The 15,530-nt window shown below is 71.0% G+C and carries 11 protein-coding genes; 6 read left to right on the top strand and 5 right to left on the bottom strand.

The window, feature by feature from the left end; translation table 11 throughout:
- The first annotated feature begins 188 nt into the window (after positions 1 to 188).
- The 3 genes from GAS53_RS52495 (at position 189) to GAS53_RS52485 (ending at position 5,419) form a co-directional block, all read left to right on the top strand.
- On the top strand, positions 189 to 1,643 hold the full coding sequence (locus tag GAS53_RS52495) for an FGGY family carbohydrate kinase (protein ID WP_151484908.1): 1,455 nt from the start codon (positions 189 to 191) through the stop codon (positions 1,641 to 1,643).
- A 114-nt stretch (positions 1,644 to 1,757) separates the two neighbouring features.
- Complete coding sequence (locus GAS53_RS52490) at positions 1,758 to 3,491, top strand: ABC transporter ATP-binding protein (RefSeq protein WP_151484907.1); 1,734 nt, start codon at positions 1,758 to 1,760, stop codon at positions 3,489 to 3,491.
- Entirely contained in the window at positions 3,491 to 5,419 is a 1,929-nt protein-coding gene (locus GAS53_RS52485) for an ABC transporter ATP-binding protein (RefSeq protein WP_151484906.1), read from the top strand. The genes GAS53_RS52490 and GAS53_RS52485 overlap by 1 nt, the downstream gene beginning before the upstream one ends.
- A 175-nt stretch (positions 5,420 to 5,594) precedes the next feature.
- Here the strand turns inward: GAS53_RS52485 and GAS53_RS52480 are convergent, their stop codons facing one another.
- Positions 5,595 to 6,878, bottom strand: coding sequence for an RNA polymerase sigma factor (locus tag GAS53_RS52480; protein ID WP_151484905.1), 1,284 nt, complete (start codon positions 6,876 to 6,878; stop codon positions 5,595 to 5,597).
- A gap of 138 nt (positions 6,879 to 7,016) precedes the next feature.
- Between GAS53_RS52480 and GAS53_RS52475 the strand changes: the two genes are divergently transcribed.
- Entirely contained in the window at positions 7,017 to 7,685 is a 669-nt protein-coding gene (locus tag GAS53_RS52475) for a hypothetical protein (protein ID WP_151484909.1), read from the top strand.
- Positions 7,682 to 8,704 (top strand): nucleotidyl transferase AbiEii/AbiGii toxin family protein, encoded by a 1,023-nt coding sequence (locus tag GAS53_RS52470; RefSeq protein ID WP_151484904.1) that lies wholly within the window; start codon positions 7,682 to 7,684, stop codon positions 8,702 to 8,704. The genes GAS53_RS52475 and GAS53_RS52470 overlap by 4 nt, the downstream gene beginning before the upstream one ends.
- Positions 8,705 to 8,710: 6 nt before the next feature.
- On the opposite strand, the gene dnaG is transcribed toward GAS53_RS52470, so the two are convergent.
- The 4 genes from dnaG to GAS53_RS52450 form a co-directional block, all read right to left on the bottom strand.
- Positions 8,711 to 10,621 (bottom strand): DNA primase, encoded by a 1,911-nt coding sequence (gene dnaG / locus GAS53_RS52465; RefSeq protein ID WP_151484903.1) that lies wholly within the window; start codon positions 10,619 to 10,621, stop codon positions 8,711 to 8,713.
- 46 nt (positions 10,622 to 10,667) lie between these two features.
- On the bottom strand, positions 10,668 to 11,933 hold the full coding sequence (locus tag GAS53_RS52460) for an NAD(P)/FAD-dependent oxidoreductase (RefSeq protein ID WP_151484902.1): 1,266 nt from the start codon (positions 11,931 to 11,933) through the stop codon (positions 10,668 to 10,670).
- A 115-nt stretch (positions 11,934 to 12,048) separates the two neighbouring features.
- Positions 12,049 to 13,374, bottom strand: a complete 1,326-nt coding sequence (locus GAS53_RS52455) for a deoxyguanosinetriphosphate triphosphohydrolase (protein WP_151484901.1) — start codon at positions 13,372 to 13,374, stop codon at positions 12,049 to 12,051.
- 153 nt (positions 13,375 to 13,527) lie between these two features.
- Positions 13,528 to 14,337, bottom strand: a complete 810-nt coding sequence (locus tag GAS53_RS52450) for a sirohydrochlorin chelatase (RefSeq protein ID WP_404829439.1) — start codon at positions 14,335 to 14,337, stop codon at positions 13,528 to 13,530.
- Between the two features lie 304 nt (positions 14,338 to 14,641).
- On the opposite strand from GAS53_RS52450, the gene GAS53_RS52445 reads away from it, so the two are divergent.
- Positions 14,642 to 15,382, top strand: coding sequence for a SanA/YdcF family protein (locus tag GAS53_RS52445; RefSeq protein ID WP_151484899.1), 741 nt, complete (start codon positions 14,642 to 14,644; stop codon positions 15,380 to 15,382).
- Positions 15,383 to 15,530: the final 148 nt, after the last annotated feature.

Below are 15,530 nucleotides of genomic sequence, written 5' to 3'. Positions count from 1 at the left end.
GGCGGCACGCGTGCCGCCACCCCTTCAGCGCCGGGAACAGCGACCCACCTAAGGGGCGCGGGGCTGTGACATTTGCGGCTCCGCCGCGGGGCGCGACCAGCCACAACGGCGCCGCAGACAAAGAACGGCACGCACCCCTACGGCGCTCATGGCCCAAGCAAGCGCAGCGGTACGGCAGAATTTCCGGCATGGGGATAGTCGCCGGGCTGGACAGTTCGCCCGATTTCACTCGCATCGTCGTCTGCGACGCGGACAGCGGAGCCGTGCTCCGGCAGGGGTATGCCCAGCATCCGCTGGACGGATCGGCGGAGGGGGGCCGGCCCTCGGACGTCGACCCGCAGGCCTGGCTGCTGTCCCTGGGCGAGGCGGCGGGCGGCGGGCTCCTCGAAGGCGTCCAGGCCATCGGTGTGTCCGCGCAGCAGAACGGGCTCGTGCCGGTGGACACGCAGGGCAACACGGTGCGTCCGGCGATGGTCGGCGGGGACAAGCGAGCGCAGGTCGCGGCCGCCGATCTGGTCGACGCGCTCGGCGGGCGGGAGGCCTGGGCGCAGGCCGTGGGGTGCGTGCCGCAGGCGGCGCAGCCCGTGACGAAGCTGCGCTGGCTCGCGAAGAACGAACCCGAGGCCGCGCTGCGCACCACCGTGCTGCTCCAGGCGCACGACTGGCTGGTGTGGCAGCTGCTCGGCCGGCCGGCCCGCCGGACCACCGACCGTGGCGGGGCCTCCGGCACCGGTTACTGGTCGGCGGCGACCGGTGCGTACCGGCCCGATCTCGTGGAGCTGGCGCTCGGTCATCAGGCGCTGCTGCCCGATGTGCTCGGGCCGTGGGAGGCCGCGGGGACGACGCCCGAGGGGCTGCTGATCTCGGCGGGGACGGGCGAGACGATGGCGGCGGCGTTCGGCCTGGGCATCGGGCTCGGGGACGCGGTGGTGTCGCTCGGCGCCTCCGGTTCCGTGATGGCCGTGCACCACGAGGCTCTCGTCGACTCCTCCGGGATGATCACCTCGCTCGCGGACGCCACCGGCATGCACCTGCCGGTCGTCACCACGCTCAATGCCGTACGGGCGCTGCGCGGGGCCGCCGAACTGCTCGGCGTATCCGACCTGGAGGCCCTGTCGGACCTGGCGATGAAGTCCACTCCGGGCTCCCACGGCCTCGTGATGCTGCCGTATCTGGAGGGTGAGCGGACGCCCAATCTGCCGCACACGGCGGGGACGTTGGCCGGGCTGCGGCGGGAGTCGATGCGGCCCGAGCATCTGGCGCGGGCCGCCTTCGAGGGCATGCTGTGCGGGCTCGCGGACGCGCTGGACGTACTGCGCAAGCGGGGCGTGGAGGTGCGGCGGATCTTCCTGCTGGGTCCGGCCGCCGAGCTGCCCGCCGTGCAGGCCTGCGCGCCGGCGCTGCTCGGTACGCAGGTCGTGGTGCCGCAGCCCGCCGACTACGCGGCGATCGGCGCGGCCCGGCAGGCGGCCTGGGCGCTCGGTGTCTCGCAGGGCACGATCCAGCCGGGGCTGCCGCCCGTCTGGCAGGGCGCGGCCGCGCAGGTCCTGGAGCCCGGCGAGGAGCTGGCCGTGGGGCAGGCCGTACGGCAGCAGTACACGTCGGTGCGGGATCAGACCCATCCCGGGGCCTTCCGGCCCTGAGGGCCGGGGTTGGCCCTCTCTTGGGTTAATCAGTTGAGGTAACGCAGGTGGAGTGTCCGACGATAGGGGCCAAGGGCAACCATTCGCCCCGCCGCCGACCCCGAGAGACCCAGCGTGCTCATAAGACTCCTGCGTACCCACCTACGGCCCTACAAGAAACCCATCGCCCTGCTCGTCCTGCTGCAGTTCCTGCAGACCTGCGCCACGCTCTACCTGCCGACGCTGAACGCCGACATCATCGACAACGGTGTCGTGGACGGCGACACGGGTTACATCCTGTCCTTCGGCGCCCTGATGATCGGCATCTCGCTGGCGCAGGTCGTCTGCAACATCGGCGCCGTCTACTACGGCGCGCGTACGGCCTCGGCGGTCGGCCGGGACATCCGGGCCGGCATCTTCGACCGGGTGCAGTCGTTCTCCGCGCGTGAGGTCGGCCACTTCGGGGCGCCGTCGCTGATCACCCGCACGACGAACGACGTGCAGCAGGTGCAGATGCTCACGCTGATGACGTTCACGCTGCTGGTGTCGGCACCGATCATGTGCGTGGGCGGCATCGTCCTGGCCCTCGGCCTGGACGTACCGCTGTCCGGGGTGCTGCTGGCCGTCGTGCCGGTGCTCGGGATCTCGGTGAGTCTCATCGTGCGCCGGCTGCGGCCGCTGTTCCGCACCATGCAGGTGCGTCTCGACACGGTGAACCGGGTGCTGCGCGAGCAGATCACCGGCAACCGTGTCATCCGTGCCTTCGTGCGCGACGAGTACGAGGAGGGCCGCTTCCGGAAGGCGAACGCCGACCTCACCGAGGTGTCGCTGGGCACCGGGCGGATGCTGGCGCTGATGTTCCCGATCGTCATGACGGTGGTGAACCTGTCGTCGGTCGCGGTGGTGTGGTTCGGCGCGCACCGCATCGACAGCGGCGGGATGGAGATCGGCGCGCTGACCGCGTTCCTCGCCTACCTCATGCAGATCGTCATGTCCGTGATGATGGCCACCTTCATGTTCATGATGGTGCCGCGCGCGGAGGTCTGCGCCGAGCGCATCCAGGAGGTCCTGGACACCTCCAGCAGCGTGGTCCCGCCGAAGGCGCCCGTCGTGGAGCTGCGGCGGCACGGCCATCTGGAGATCCGGGGCGCCGGGTTCCGCTACCCGGGCGCCGAGGAGCCGGTGCTGAGGTCCATCGACCTGGTGGCCCGGCCAGGCGAGACCACCGCCGTCATCGGCTCGACCGGCAGCGGCAAGTCCACGCTCCTCGGCCTGGTCCCCCGGCTGTTCGACGCCACCGACGGCCAGGTGCTGGTGGACGGCGTCGACGTACGGACGGTCGAACCGCAGCTGCTCGCGCGCACCGTCGGCCTCGTACCGCAGAAGCCGTACCTCTTCGCCGGGACCGTCGCGACGAACCTGCGGTACGGCAATCCGGACGCGACCGACGAGGAGCTGTGGCACGCGCTGGAGGTGGCGCAGGCGAAGAGCTTCGTGGAGGGGCTCGAGAACGGTCTCGACGCCTCGATCGCGCAGGGCGGGACGAACGTGTCGGGTGGTCAGCGGCAGCGGCTCGCCATCGCCCGGACCCTCGTACAGCGCCCGGAGATCTACCTCTTCGACGACTCCTTCTCCGCGCTCGACTACGCGACGGACGCGGCGCTGCGTGCGGCGCTCGCGCGGGAGACCGCCGAGGCGACCGTCGTGATCGTCGCCCAGCGGGTGTCGACCATCCGGGACGCCGACCGGATCGTGGTCCTCGACGAAGGGCTGGTCGTCGGGACCGGCCGGCACAGCGAACTGATGGCGGACAACGAGACCTACCGGGAGATCGTGCTCTCCCAGCTGACGGAAGCGGAGGCCGCCTGATGGCCGGGCCCATGGGGCGGATGATGGCCGGGACGGGCCCCGACCATCACTCGATGGACTTCAAGGGGTCCGGTAAACGGCTGCTCGCGCAGTTCAGGCCGGAACGCGCCACGCTCTACGTGATGCTCGTCGCCGTGGTCCTCAGCGTGGGCCTCTCGGTGGTGGGCCCCAAGATCCTGGGTGAGGCCACCGACCTGGTCTTCGCGGGCGTGGTCGGGCGGGAGTTGCCTGCCGACCAGACGAAGGCCGAAGTCCTCGCGGCGATGCGGGAGCGCGGCGACGGCGGTATGGCCGACATGCTCTCCGGTACGGACTTCACGCCCGGCAAGGGCATCGACTTCGGCGCGGTCGGCGAGGTACTGGGGCTCGCGCTCGTGGCCTTCCTGGTGGCCGGGATGCTGATGACCGTGGCGACGCGGCTGGTGAACCGGGCCGTCAACAAGACCATGTACAAGATGCGCGAGGACGTGCAGACCAAGCTGTCCCGGCTGCCGCTCTCGTACTTCGACAAGCGGCAGCGCGGTGAGGTGCTCAGCCGCGCCACCAACGACATCGACAACATAGGGCAGACCCTCCAGCAGTCGATGGGCCAGCTCGTCAACTCGCTGCTGACCATCGTCGGTGTGCTGGCGATGATGTTCTGGGTGTCGTGGCTGCTCGCGCTGGTCGCGCTGGTCACCGTGCCGCTGTCGTTCTTCGTCGCCACCCGGGTGGGCAAGCGGTCGCAGCCGCACTTCGTGCAGCAGTGGCGGACCACCGGCAAGCTCAACGCGCACGTCGAGGAGATGTACACCGGCCACAACCTGGTCAAGGTCTTCGGGCGGCAGGAGGAGTCGGCGGCACGCTTCGCCGAGGAGAACGAGCAGCTGTACGAGGCCGGGTTCCGGGCGCAGTTCAACAGCGGGATCATGCAGCCGCTGATGATGTTCGTGTCGAACATCAACTATGTGCTGGTGGCGGTGGTCGGCGGGCTGCGCGTCGCGTCCGGCTCACTCTCGATCGGTGACGTGCAGGCCTTCATCCAGTACTCCAGGCAGTTCTCCATGCCGCTCACCCAGGTGGCGTCCATGGCGAACCTCGTGCAGTCCGGAGTCGCGTCGGCGGAGCGGATCTTCGAGCTGATGGACGCGGACGAGCAGGAGGCGGACCCGGTGACCGGAGCGCTTCCGGAGGAACTCCGGGGGCGGGTGGCACTGGAGGGGGTCTCCTTCCGGTACGACCCCGAGAAGCCGCTCATCGAGGATCTGTCGCTGAAGGTGGAGCCCGGGCACACGGTCGCGATCGTGGGGCCGACGGGCGCCGGCAAGACGACGCTGGTGAATCTGCTGATGCGCTTCTACGAGGTCACCGGCGGGCGTATCACCCTCGACGGGGTCGACATCGCGAAGATGTCCCGGGACGAACTGCGGGCCGGGATCGGGATGGTGCTGCAGGACACCTGGCTGTTCGGCGGGACGATCGCGGAGAACATCGCGTACGGGGCCTCCCGGGAGGTGACCCGCGGGGAGATCGAGGAGGCGGCTCGGGCCGCCCACGCGGACCGGTTCGTCCGGACTCTGCCCGACGGGTACGACACCGTCATCGACGACGAGGGTTCGGGGGTGAGCGCGGGCGAGAAGCAGCTCATCACGATCGCTCGGGCGTTCCTGTCCGACCCGGTGATCCTGGTGCTGGACGAGGCGACGAGTTCCGTGGACACCCGGACCGAGGTGCTCATCCAGAAGGCGATGGCGAAGCTGGCGCATGGGCGGACGTCGTTCGTGATCGCGCACCGTCTGTCGACGATCCGCGACGCCGACACGATCCTGGTGATGGAGAACGGGTCGATCGTGGAACAGGGTGCGCATACGGATCTGCTCGCCGCGGACGGCGCGTATGCGCGGCTGTACAAGGCCCAGTTCGCGCAGGCGGTGGTGGAGGTGGACTGAGTTTCTCGCCCCCGCCGCCCCTACCCGTCCCATCACTGGGGGCGGCGCCCCCAGACCCCCGCTATCGGCCTTGACGGCCTCGTCCTCAAACGCCGGACGGGCTGGGTATCTCAGCCCCTCCGGCGTTTGAGGAGCGGGGGTTCGGGGGCGGCGGGGGCGAGAACAGCCCTTCCCCTCAGTCCAAGTAGCCCCGCAGCTGGTCCGCGAAAGCGTGGTCGCGGAGTTTGTTCAGGGTCTTGGATTCGATCTGGCGGATGCGTTCACGCGTGACGCCGAAGATGCGGCCTATTTCCTCGAGCGTGCGGGGGCGGCCGTCCGCCAGCCCATAGCGGAGCTGGACGACCTTGCGCTCACGCTCGCCGAGCGTGGAGAGGACCGCCTCCAAGTGCTCCCTGAGCAGGAGGAAGGCCGCCGACTCCACAGGGCTAGTCGCGTCGCCGTCCTCGATCAGGTCGCCGAGTGCCACGTCGTCCTCCTCGCCCACCGGGGCGTGGAGAGACACCGGCTCCTGGGCCAGGCGCAGGACTTCGCTGACCCGTTCGCTGGGAAGGTCGAGGTGCGCCGCGACCTCCTCGGGCGTCGGCTCGTAACCCCGCTCCTGGAGCATGCGTCGCTGGACGCGCACCACCCGGTTGATCAACTCGACCACGTGGACGGGCACTCGGATCGTCCGGGCCTGGTCGGCGAGGGCGCGCGACATGGCCTGCCGGATCCACCAGGTCGCGTACGTGGAGAACTTGTACCCACGGGCGTAGTCGAACTTCTCAACCGCCCTGATCAGGCCCAGGTTTCCCTCCTGGACGAGATCGAGCATGGTCAGCCCGCGCCCCACGTACCGCTTGGCGACGGAGACGACGAGCCGCAGGTTGGCCTCGATGAGCCGGCGCTTGGCCATCCGCCCCATGACCACCAACTTGTCGAGGTCAAGGGCGAGTTGGCTGTCCAGGTCGGGAGCCAGCCGCAGCTTCTCCTCGGCGAAGAGGCCAGCCTCGACCCGGCGCGCGAGCTCCACCTCCTCCGCCGCGGTGAGGAGGGGGATCCGCCCGATCTCCCGCAGGTACTGGCGGAACAGGTCGGACGAGGGCCCACCGGTGTCCGTACGGCCGCGGGGCACTTCCACCGGCTCCGGCGCCTCGGTCTCGACGAGGGCGACGGGCGGCTCGTCGGGCTCGGCAGGGCCCTCCGGCTCCGCCGCCGATTCGGGGTGGTGCGCGACACGGCTCTGCGGCGGTACGGCCGCGATGACGTCGGTATCCGCGTCCGTGTCGGTGGTCTTGTCGGTCTGGGTGAGGGTCTGGGTCTGCACGGGGGCGACCTCCAGGAATGTCGCTGCTGAGGCGTGCGGCAGCGGGACGGGGACGACGGCCTTGCCGCTGTCCGTCCCGAACACGTTGAGCGGAACCGCGGGGACATCGGACCCGTCGCGTTCGGGTCGGCCGCGCTCCGAGGACTCAGGCACCGGAACCCAGTGTGGAGTACGACACATCGTCGCCACGAGGGGCGTGCGGTGACTTTTTGAGTCCGGTCCGTGACCGCGTGGTTACCCTCGAGGAAAACTCGCGTGCCCGTTCGTACCCTGATCTGGCACGATCCCCAAGTGTCCGGTTCCCATTACGAAACGCATGTGACGGTCCACTGCGGCAGTGCGGCCGAGTCTGAACGGCTGCGCCGCTGGGCGGCCGGCGCCGGCCTCAAGCTGACCCACATCGTGCTGGCCCGCGGCCGGATGGCGTCGCAGCCGATGGTCACCCTGACGGGTTCCCCCTCGTACGCCGCCGAATCGGCCCGGGCACAGGAACTGGCCGCGCGTTTGCGGGCGGCCGGCTTCGTGCCCGTACGCGTCAAGATCGAGTCGTCTCCGTGGGCCCCTGAGGTACCTCGCGAACCATGCGACGACGAGCGGTACTTCGAGCACCACGTGAAGCTGCTGCTCGACGCGGACACCGACCTCGACGCCCTGGCCGCGAAGGTCGTCCCGCACGGCGCCCATCTGTCGTGGAACGCCCGGCGGGTGCACGGCAGCGACAGCGGTCGGCACGAGCGGTTCGTGACGCAGCGGTGCCGGGGTGTGAACGAGGAGGGGGCCGGGCGGGCGCTGGAGCGGTTGCTGGTGGAGCTGTACGGGCTTGAAGTGGCCGAAGTGGAGCGGGAGTTCGTGCTCTACGACAGTGACCTCTCGGTCGACGACGGGTGGATCGAGGAAGCCGTGCCGCGCGTGCTCGAACTGCCGCAGGTACCGAAAACGCCTCAGGAGATGCGCGGATGAGCGGGACATGGCAGGACTTCGGCTGGCGGAGCGTCGAGATACCCCGGGAGCCGCTGGACGAGGCCACCCGCCGGGCGCGGGACCTGCCGCGGACGCTGCACTGGGTGGAGGCCGACGACGCGGTGCAGCGTCCGGTGTTCGACCCGGCCATGAAGCACCACAGCAACGCCTACCGCGCCACCGACCCCGGTTTCAGCGACCCGAGCCGGGGTGCGGCCTGGCGTACCGCACGACGTCAGGCTCTGGATCTCGTACTCGCCGCGATCGCCGGCTCGGAGTGGTCCGACGCGCTGGTGCTGCGCGGCAGCGTGCTGATGTCGGCGTGGTTCGGGGACGCCGCCCGCGAGCCCGGTGACCTGGACTTCGTCGTCGTACCGCACACCTGGCGGATCGACGAGCGGCGCACCGGCCGGATGCTCGACGGGATCGCCGCGGCCGCGCAGGCGTTGGCCGACGAGCGCGGGCGGGAGGTCGGCGTCTCGGCGCGGGGCGCGGTGGTCGAGGACATCTGGACGTACGAGCGAGTGCCGGGCCGCCGTATGGTCCTGCCCTGGGGTGCGCCGGGGCTGCCCGGCGGCCATGTCCAGCTCGACTTCGTGTTCAACGAGCGGCTGCCCGAGGAGCCCCAGCCGGTGGAGCTGCCGGGCGGCGCGGTCGTCTGGGCGGCGACGCCCGAACTGTCGCTTGCCTGGAAGCTGATGTGGCTGATCAACGACGCGTACGCGCAGGGCAAGGACCTCTACGACGCCGTGCTGTTGGCCGAGCGGCACCCGCTGCCGTACGAGCTGCTGCACGAGGTGTTCCGGCTGTCGGGCGAGTGGCCCCGCCAGTACCGCGACGGGGTCTTCTTCGAGGACTTGCTGGAGTCGCTGCAGTACGTGGAGTGGCACCACTTCGTCACCGAGTATCCGCGGTTCGCGGACGACGAGCGGGAGTTCACGGACCGGCTGGTGCGGGCGGTGACGCCGACGTTCGAGGGGCGGCGGCCGGGCCTGCGGAAACGCCCGGCCGGGGCCTGACCCGCCTCAGAGCGCCGACGCGCCCTTCTCCCGCAGCGCCTGGTCGTACTGCTGGAGCACCCACAACTCGTTCTGCACAGCGGCCAGCTGGGCCGGGTCGCCCTGGGCGCTGGCGCGGGCGAGGGCGCCCTGGACGTCCCGCACGCGGCGCTCGACGGCACGGCGGCGGACGGTCACGAGCTGCTCGCCCGCGTACACCTCGTCGACCGTGCGGCGCATGATGGCCTCGACGGCCAGCTCCGTGACCATGGCGCGGACCGCGTCGTCCGGGGCGGCCTCGCGGACCCGGACCAGATACTCCTGCGGGTCCTGGACGCCGAACTCCGCCCCGCCGGCCTCGATGATCGCCTCGCGTACGGCCGCGTACGGCGGGGCGGTGAACTCGTCCACCCCGTACGCGTCGAAGGCCGGGGAGACCAGCTCGGGGCGCTGGAGGGCGAGTTTGAGCAGCTCGCGCTCGGTGGCGAAGACCGGGTTGCGCAGGGTGAGGGCGGGGCCCGAGGACGGTCTGGGACCCGCGCCGTTGCCGTACTGCTGCGGGGAGTGGCCCGCGGAGGTCGGCGCCGGGCCCCGGCCGCCGCGGTCGCGGGCCCAGCGGGCCAGCTGGGCGACCCGCTTGACCACGAACTGCGTGTCAAGGATGCCGAGCATGCCCGCCAGCTGCACGGCGACCTCGTGCTGGGCGCCGCTGTTCTTGATGCGGGCCACGATGGGCGCGGCCTCGTCGAGCGCGGCGGCGCGGCCCGCGGGGGTTTCGAGGTCGTAGCGGGCGACGATCTGACGGAGGGCGAACTCGAAGAGCGGCGTGCGCGGTTCGACCAGGTCGGCGACCGCCTCGTCGCCCTTGGCGAGGCGCAGGTCGCAGGGGTCCATGCCGTCCGGGGCGATCGCGATGTACGTCTCGGCGGCGAACTTCTGGTCGTCCTCGAAGGCACGCAGGGCGGCCTTCTGACCGGCCGCGTCGCCGTCGAAGGTGAAGATCACCCGCGCCGAGCCGTTGTCCATCAGCAACCGGCGGAGGATCTTGATGTGGTCGCCGCCGAAGGCCGTGCCGCAGGTCGCGATGGCCGTCGTGATGCCGGCGAGGTGGCAGGCCATGACATCCGTGTAGCCCTCGACCACCACCGCCCGACTGCTCTTGGCGATGTCCTTCTTGGCGAGGTCGATGCCGTACAGGACCTGGGACTTGCGGTAGATCGGCGTGTCGGGGGTGTTCAGGTACTTGGGCCCGTTGTCCGACTCGTACAGTTTGCGCGCGCCGAAGCCGACGACCTCGCCGCCGATGTCGCGGATGGGCCACATGAGGCGGCCGCGGAAGCGGTCGATGGGGCCCCGGCGGCCCTCCTGGGAGAGGCCGGAGAGGAACAGCTCCTTGTCGGTGAAGCCCTTGCCGCGAAGGTAGCGGGTGAGGTGGTCCCAGCCCTGGGGGCTGTAACCGACGCCGAAGTGCTCGGCCGCGGCCTGGTCGAAGCCGCGCTCGGCCAGGAACTTGCGGCCGGCGTCCGCCTCCGGGCTGGTGTCGAGCTGCTCGATGTAGAACTGGGCGGCGATCTTGTGGGCCTCGACCAGGCGGATGCGCTCGCCGCGCTGGTTGGAGGGGTTGTACCCGCCCTCCTCGTAGCGCAGCGTGATGCCCGCCTGCCCGGCGAGGCGCTCGACCGCCTCCGAGAAGGAGAGGTGGTCGACCTTCATCACGAATGTGATGGTGTCGCCGCCCTCCTGGCAGCCGAAGCAGTGGAAGAGCCCCTTGCTCGGGCTGACCTGGAAGGACGGTGACTTCTCGTCGTGGAAGGGGCAGAGACCCTTGAGGTTTCCGCCGCCCGCGCTGCGCAGCTGGAGGTACTCGGACACCACGGCGTCGATCGGGACCGCGTCCCGAACAGCCTTCACGTCCTCGTCGTTGATCCTTCCAGCCACGCGTGAATTCTACGGGGACGGTGTGACAGTCGAACGCCGCCGTCGGTCATGAGACCAGACTGTCCAGCGGAACGTGCGGGTCCGCGAGCGCCTCGGAGTCCACCTGGGTCCGGCTCCGGATCAGTTGTTGGATCGGGTCCGTGACGTCCCACACATTCACGTTCATCCCGGCCAGCACCCGCCCGTCCTTCACCCAGAAGGCGATGAACTGCCGCTTGCCCGCGTCTCCACGGATCACCACTTGGTCGTACGTCCCCGGGGGCGCCCAGCCCGAGTACTCGAGCCCTACGTCGTACTGGTCGGAGAAGAAATAGGGCACCCTGTCGTACGTCAGCTCGCGGCCCAGCATCGCTCGGGCCGCCGCCGGACCGCCGTTCAGGGCGTTCGCCCAGTGCTCGACGCGCAGCCGGGTGTCGAAGAGGGTGTGGTGGAAAGAGGCCACGTCACCGGCCGCGTAGACGTCCGGGTCGGAGGTGCGCAGCCGCTCGTCGACCGCGACGCCGCCGCCGTGCGCGCGGTCGGCGATCTCCAGGCCCGCGGCCTCGGCGAGGCCGGTGCGGGGGGCGGCGCCGATGGCGGCCAGGACGTCGTGCGCGGGGTGCTCCTCGCCGTCGTCCGTGCGGGCCGCCAGGACCATGCCGTCCTGGCCGGTGATCTCCGTCAGCCGCGTACCGAACTGGAAGCGGACGCCGTGCTCGCGGTGCAGCTCGGTGAAGAGCTGGCCGAGCTCGGGGCCGAGGACGGCGTGCAGCGGGGTCGACTCGGGCTCGACGACCGTGACCTCGGCGCCGTACTCGCGGGCCGCCGCGGCGACTTCCAGGCCGATCCAGCCCGCGCCCGCGATGACGAGGTGGCCGTTGTCGCGGCCGAGGGCGGTCAGCACGTGCTTGAGGCGCTCCGCGTGGGCGAGGCGGCGCAGGTGGTGGACTCCGGCGAGGTCCGTGCCCGGGATGTCCAGGCGGCGCGGTTCGGCGCCGGTCGCGAGGAGCAGTTTGTCGTAGTGGACGAGCGTGCCGTCGTCACCGAAGCGGACGGTCTTCGCGGTCCGGTCGATGGCGTCGACGGTCTGGCCGAGGTGCAGCTCGATGTCGTTGCGCGCGTACCAGGCGGGCTCGTGCACGAAGACGCTGTCGCGCTCCTCCTTGCCGAGCAGGTAGCCCTTGGACAGCGGCGGCCGTTCGTACGGGTGGTCGCGCTCGTCGCAGATCAGTATCACGCGGCCGGTGAAGCCCTCCGCCCGGAGCGTCTCGGCCGCCTTCGCGCCGGCCAGACCTCCTCCGACGATGACGAATGTCTGATCTGCGTCGATCACTTGATGCCTCCTCGTAAGGATGTCGCCACCTGCGAGCGTCCCGCACGGAGCGTGATGCGGGAAGAGGGAGTGGCCCGATCAGGCCACTCAGTGTCACGCTTTCACGATCCGGACGTCACACCTGCCCCCTGAGCCTCGCGTGCAGTGATCGTGCGGAGGCGTCCGTCAGTGAGGCGATCTGGTCGACGATCACCCTCTTGCGGGCACGGTCGTCGGATGCCTGGTCGAAGAAGGCTCGAAATTGCGGGTCGAGGCCCTCCGGCGCCTGGGCGGTGAGCGCCTCGGCCAGCTCGGCGACGACGATCCGCTGGTCGGCGCGGAGCCGCTCCTGCTCGGCGCGCTGCATCACGTACCGGTCGGCGACGGCCTTGAGCACCGCGCACTCCAGTCGGGCCGTGCGCGGTACGACCAGCTCGGCGACGTACCGCGTGAGCCGTCCGGTCCCGTACCTCGCGCGCGTGGCGCCCTCAGCCGCGAGGCAGAACCGGCCGATGAGCTGGCTGGTGGCGTCCTTCAGGCGGGCCTGCGCGACGGCCGAACCGTCGTAGCCGTGCGGCCACCACTCCTGGTCCAGGAGCCGGTCGAGGGCCTCGGCCAGCTCGGCCGGGTCGGTGTCCGCCGGGACGTACCGCCCGATGGCCACCTTGAAGATCTCCTGCCGCTCGGGCTCCGCATGCAGGCAGTTGGGGTCGATGTGGCCGGCGTGCAGGCCGTCCTCGACGTCGTGCACGGAGTACGCCACGTCGTCCGCCCAGTCCATGACCTGGGCCTCGAAGGTGATCCGGGTGTTGGGGGCGCCCTTGCGGACCCAGTCGAAGACGGGACGGTCGTCTTCGTAGACCCCGAATTTCGGGGACGCGGGGTCGGTGGGGTGGGCGCCGCGCGGCCAGGGGTACTTGGTGGCGGCGTCGAGGGCGGCGCGGGTGAGGTTCAGACCGACGCTGACCAGGTCGTCCTCGTGGTTTCGCACGAACCGCTTCGGCTCGATCCTGGTCAGCAGGCGCAGCGACTGCGCGTTGCCCTCGAAGCCGCCGCAGTCCTCCGCGAACTCGTTCAGCGCCTGCTCTCCGTTGTGCCCGAAGGGCGGGTGGCCCAGGTCGTGGGAGAGACAGGCCGCCTCGACGAGGTCGGGGTCGCAGCCGAGGGCGGCGCCCAGCTCGCGGCCGACCTGGGCGCACTCCAGGGAGTGGGTCAGACGGGTGCGGGGGCTGGCGTCCCAGACCCGGCTGCGTGTGCCCGGCGTGACCACCTGGGTCTTGCCCGCCAGGCGGCGCAGGGCGGAGGAGTGCAGCACGCGTGCGCGGTCGCGCTGGAAGGCGGTGCGGCCGGGGCGTTTGTCGGGCTCTGCGGCCCAGCGGGCCACTGACGTGGGGTCGTAGCCGGGGGGTGGGATGTGGTTCTCGTATGCCTGTGGGGCGGTGTCGGTGCTGGTGCCTTCCATGTCTCGACAGTAAGCGCAGCTACTGACAATTGGGGCGTCTGTGTTTGCGCCTGCGCGTCTGCCGGGTTCAGTCCATTTGCGGGTGCGGCTTGCGTTGTGGCTTGTCGCGCCGTTCCCCGCGCCCCTTGAGCGGGGCTGCCGTCACCGCCGGTTTCAGGCGGAGGCCAGTTGGGGTGCCTTGGTGGAGGTCGGAGTCGCCAGGGCCTGGTCGTAGCGGTGGAGGACCAGGCGGGCCATGGCCGGGTGGGCGCCGAGGGGGGCGGCGGCGATCCAGGGGGCGGCTGCCGCGCACTCGGTGGAGAAGCGGCCGGGGGCGGTGAAGTACGAGGCGACGGCGACCCGGTGACGGCCGCGGGCGGCGAGGGCGCGCACGGCGTGCGGGACGGTGGGCGCGGCGGCGGAGGCGTACGCCGGGACGACGGGCACGCCGAGTCGCTCGGCCAGCAGCTTGGCGGTACGGCGGGTGTCGACGGCCGCGTCGGGGTCGCGGGACCCGGCGGCGGCGAGCACGATCCCGCTCGCGCGGCGCTCCGCGTCACCCAGGCGCGTACGCCAGCCGGCCTCGACCAGGCGCTCGTACAGCGTCTCCACCAGCAGCGGGTGCGGGCCCAGCGGGCCGGCGATGCGCGTACGCGCCTGCGCGGCGGCCGCGGCCTCCGGGATGTCCTGCTTGACGTGGTAGCCGCGGCTGAGCAGCAGCGGTACGAGGACCGCGTCGCCGGTGCCGAGGGTGGCGAGTGTGTCCGGCAGCAGAGGCTCGTTCAGCTCGATGTGCCCCAGGTGAACGGGCAGGTCGGGGCGCAGCTCCCGGATCCGGTCCATCAGGGTCCGGATGGTGCTCAGGGCGCGCGGGTCCCGGCTGCCGTGGCCCACGAGGACGAGCGCGGGCGGTGCGGGGCGCCGGGTGCCGTCGAGGGACACGAGGCTGAGCTGGCTGCCGAGCTGGCTGGTGATCCGGTTCATGAGTTGCGCCGTACTGTCGAGGTGAGCGCCACGGAGCGGCTGGCCGCCGGGGCGGGGCTTGGACTCGTCGCGAAGAGGGTTCGCCGCCGTCATGCACCGATGGTGCCGGTAGGAGGTTGCCACCCCGTTGCGCGGGAATGACGGGTGTTTTCCGGGGGTTCACGGTGGGGTGTACGGGGTGTGTGAGGTGCCGTGACCTGCGGTGACGGCTCCCGAGTGAAGCTGGTCACTGTGCGCCGGGCGAACCGGATCACCGGAAGCCGCGTCCTCCAAGGTCACAGGCCACCTGGGGAGGGACCGTCCGATGCGTCGTCCGAAGCTGCCGAAGCTGTCGAGACCGCGCCTCTCGAGACCGCGTCTGCCGAGACGGCTTCTGCCGAGACCGCGTCTGCCGCGCACCCGTACCGGGCAGCGGCGGGCCGTGCAGGCCGGGATGGCCGCGTGCGTGCTCGCGCTGCTTCCGGCGACGTGGATGTACACGGTCACGGGTGACCGGCTGCGGACGACGGCCGACGTGCCGCGCACCGAGGTCGCCGTCGTCTTCGGGGCCGGGCTGTGGCGGGGCGAGCCGTCGCCGTATCTCGCGCACCGGCTCGACGCGGCGGCCGCGCTGTACCGGGCCGACCGGATCGAGGTGGTCCTGGTCACCGGCGACAACAGCCGCGAGGACTACGACGAGCCGGACGCCATGCGTGCGTACCTCACTGAGCGGGGCGTGCCCGACGGGCGGATCGTCAGCGACTATGCGGGCTTCGACACGTGGGACTCGTGCGTGCGGGCGAAGAAGATCTTCGGGGTCGACGAGGCCGTGCTGATCAGTCAGGGCTTCCATATCCGGCGGGCTGTCGCGTTGTGTCAGGAGGCGGGGGTCTCGTCGTACGGGGTCGGTGTGGACGCCGTGCATGACGCGACCTGGTACTACGGGGGTGCGCGGGAGGTGTTCGCGGCGGGGAAAGCGCTGCTGGACGCGGTGTTCGAGCCGGATCCGCGGTTCCTTGGGCCCAGGGAGCCGGGGGTGGAACGGGCGTTGGCGGCGACGGGGTAGGGGGTGGGGTTTTCCTCGCCCGCGCCGCCCCTACCCGTCCCGTCCCTGGGGGCTGCGCCCCCGCTGAAAATCAGCCTCTCCGGCGTTTGAGGAGCGGGGGTTCGGGGGCTGGCCCCCGACGGGGTCTGGGGCGGAGCCCCAGGGGATG

This window comes from Streptomyces albicerus, from assembly GCF_008905045.1.
GTDB classification, from domain to species: domain Bacteria; phylum Actinomycetota; class Actinomycetes; order Streptomycetales; family Streptomycetaceae; genus Streptomyces; species Streptomyces albicerus.
Note: the sequence above shows the minus strand (reverse complement) of the source record. Positions and strands in the feature narration are given on the sequence as shown.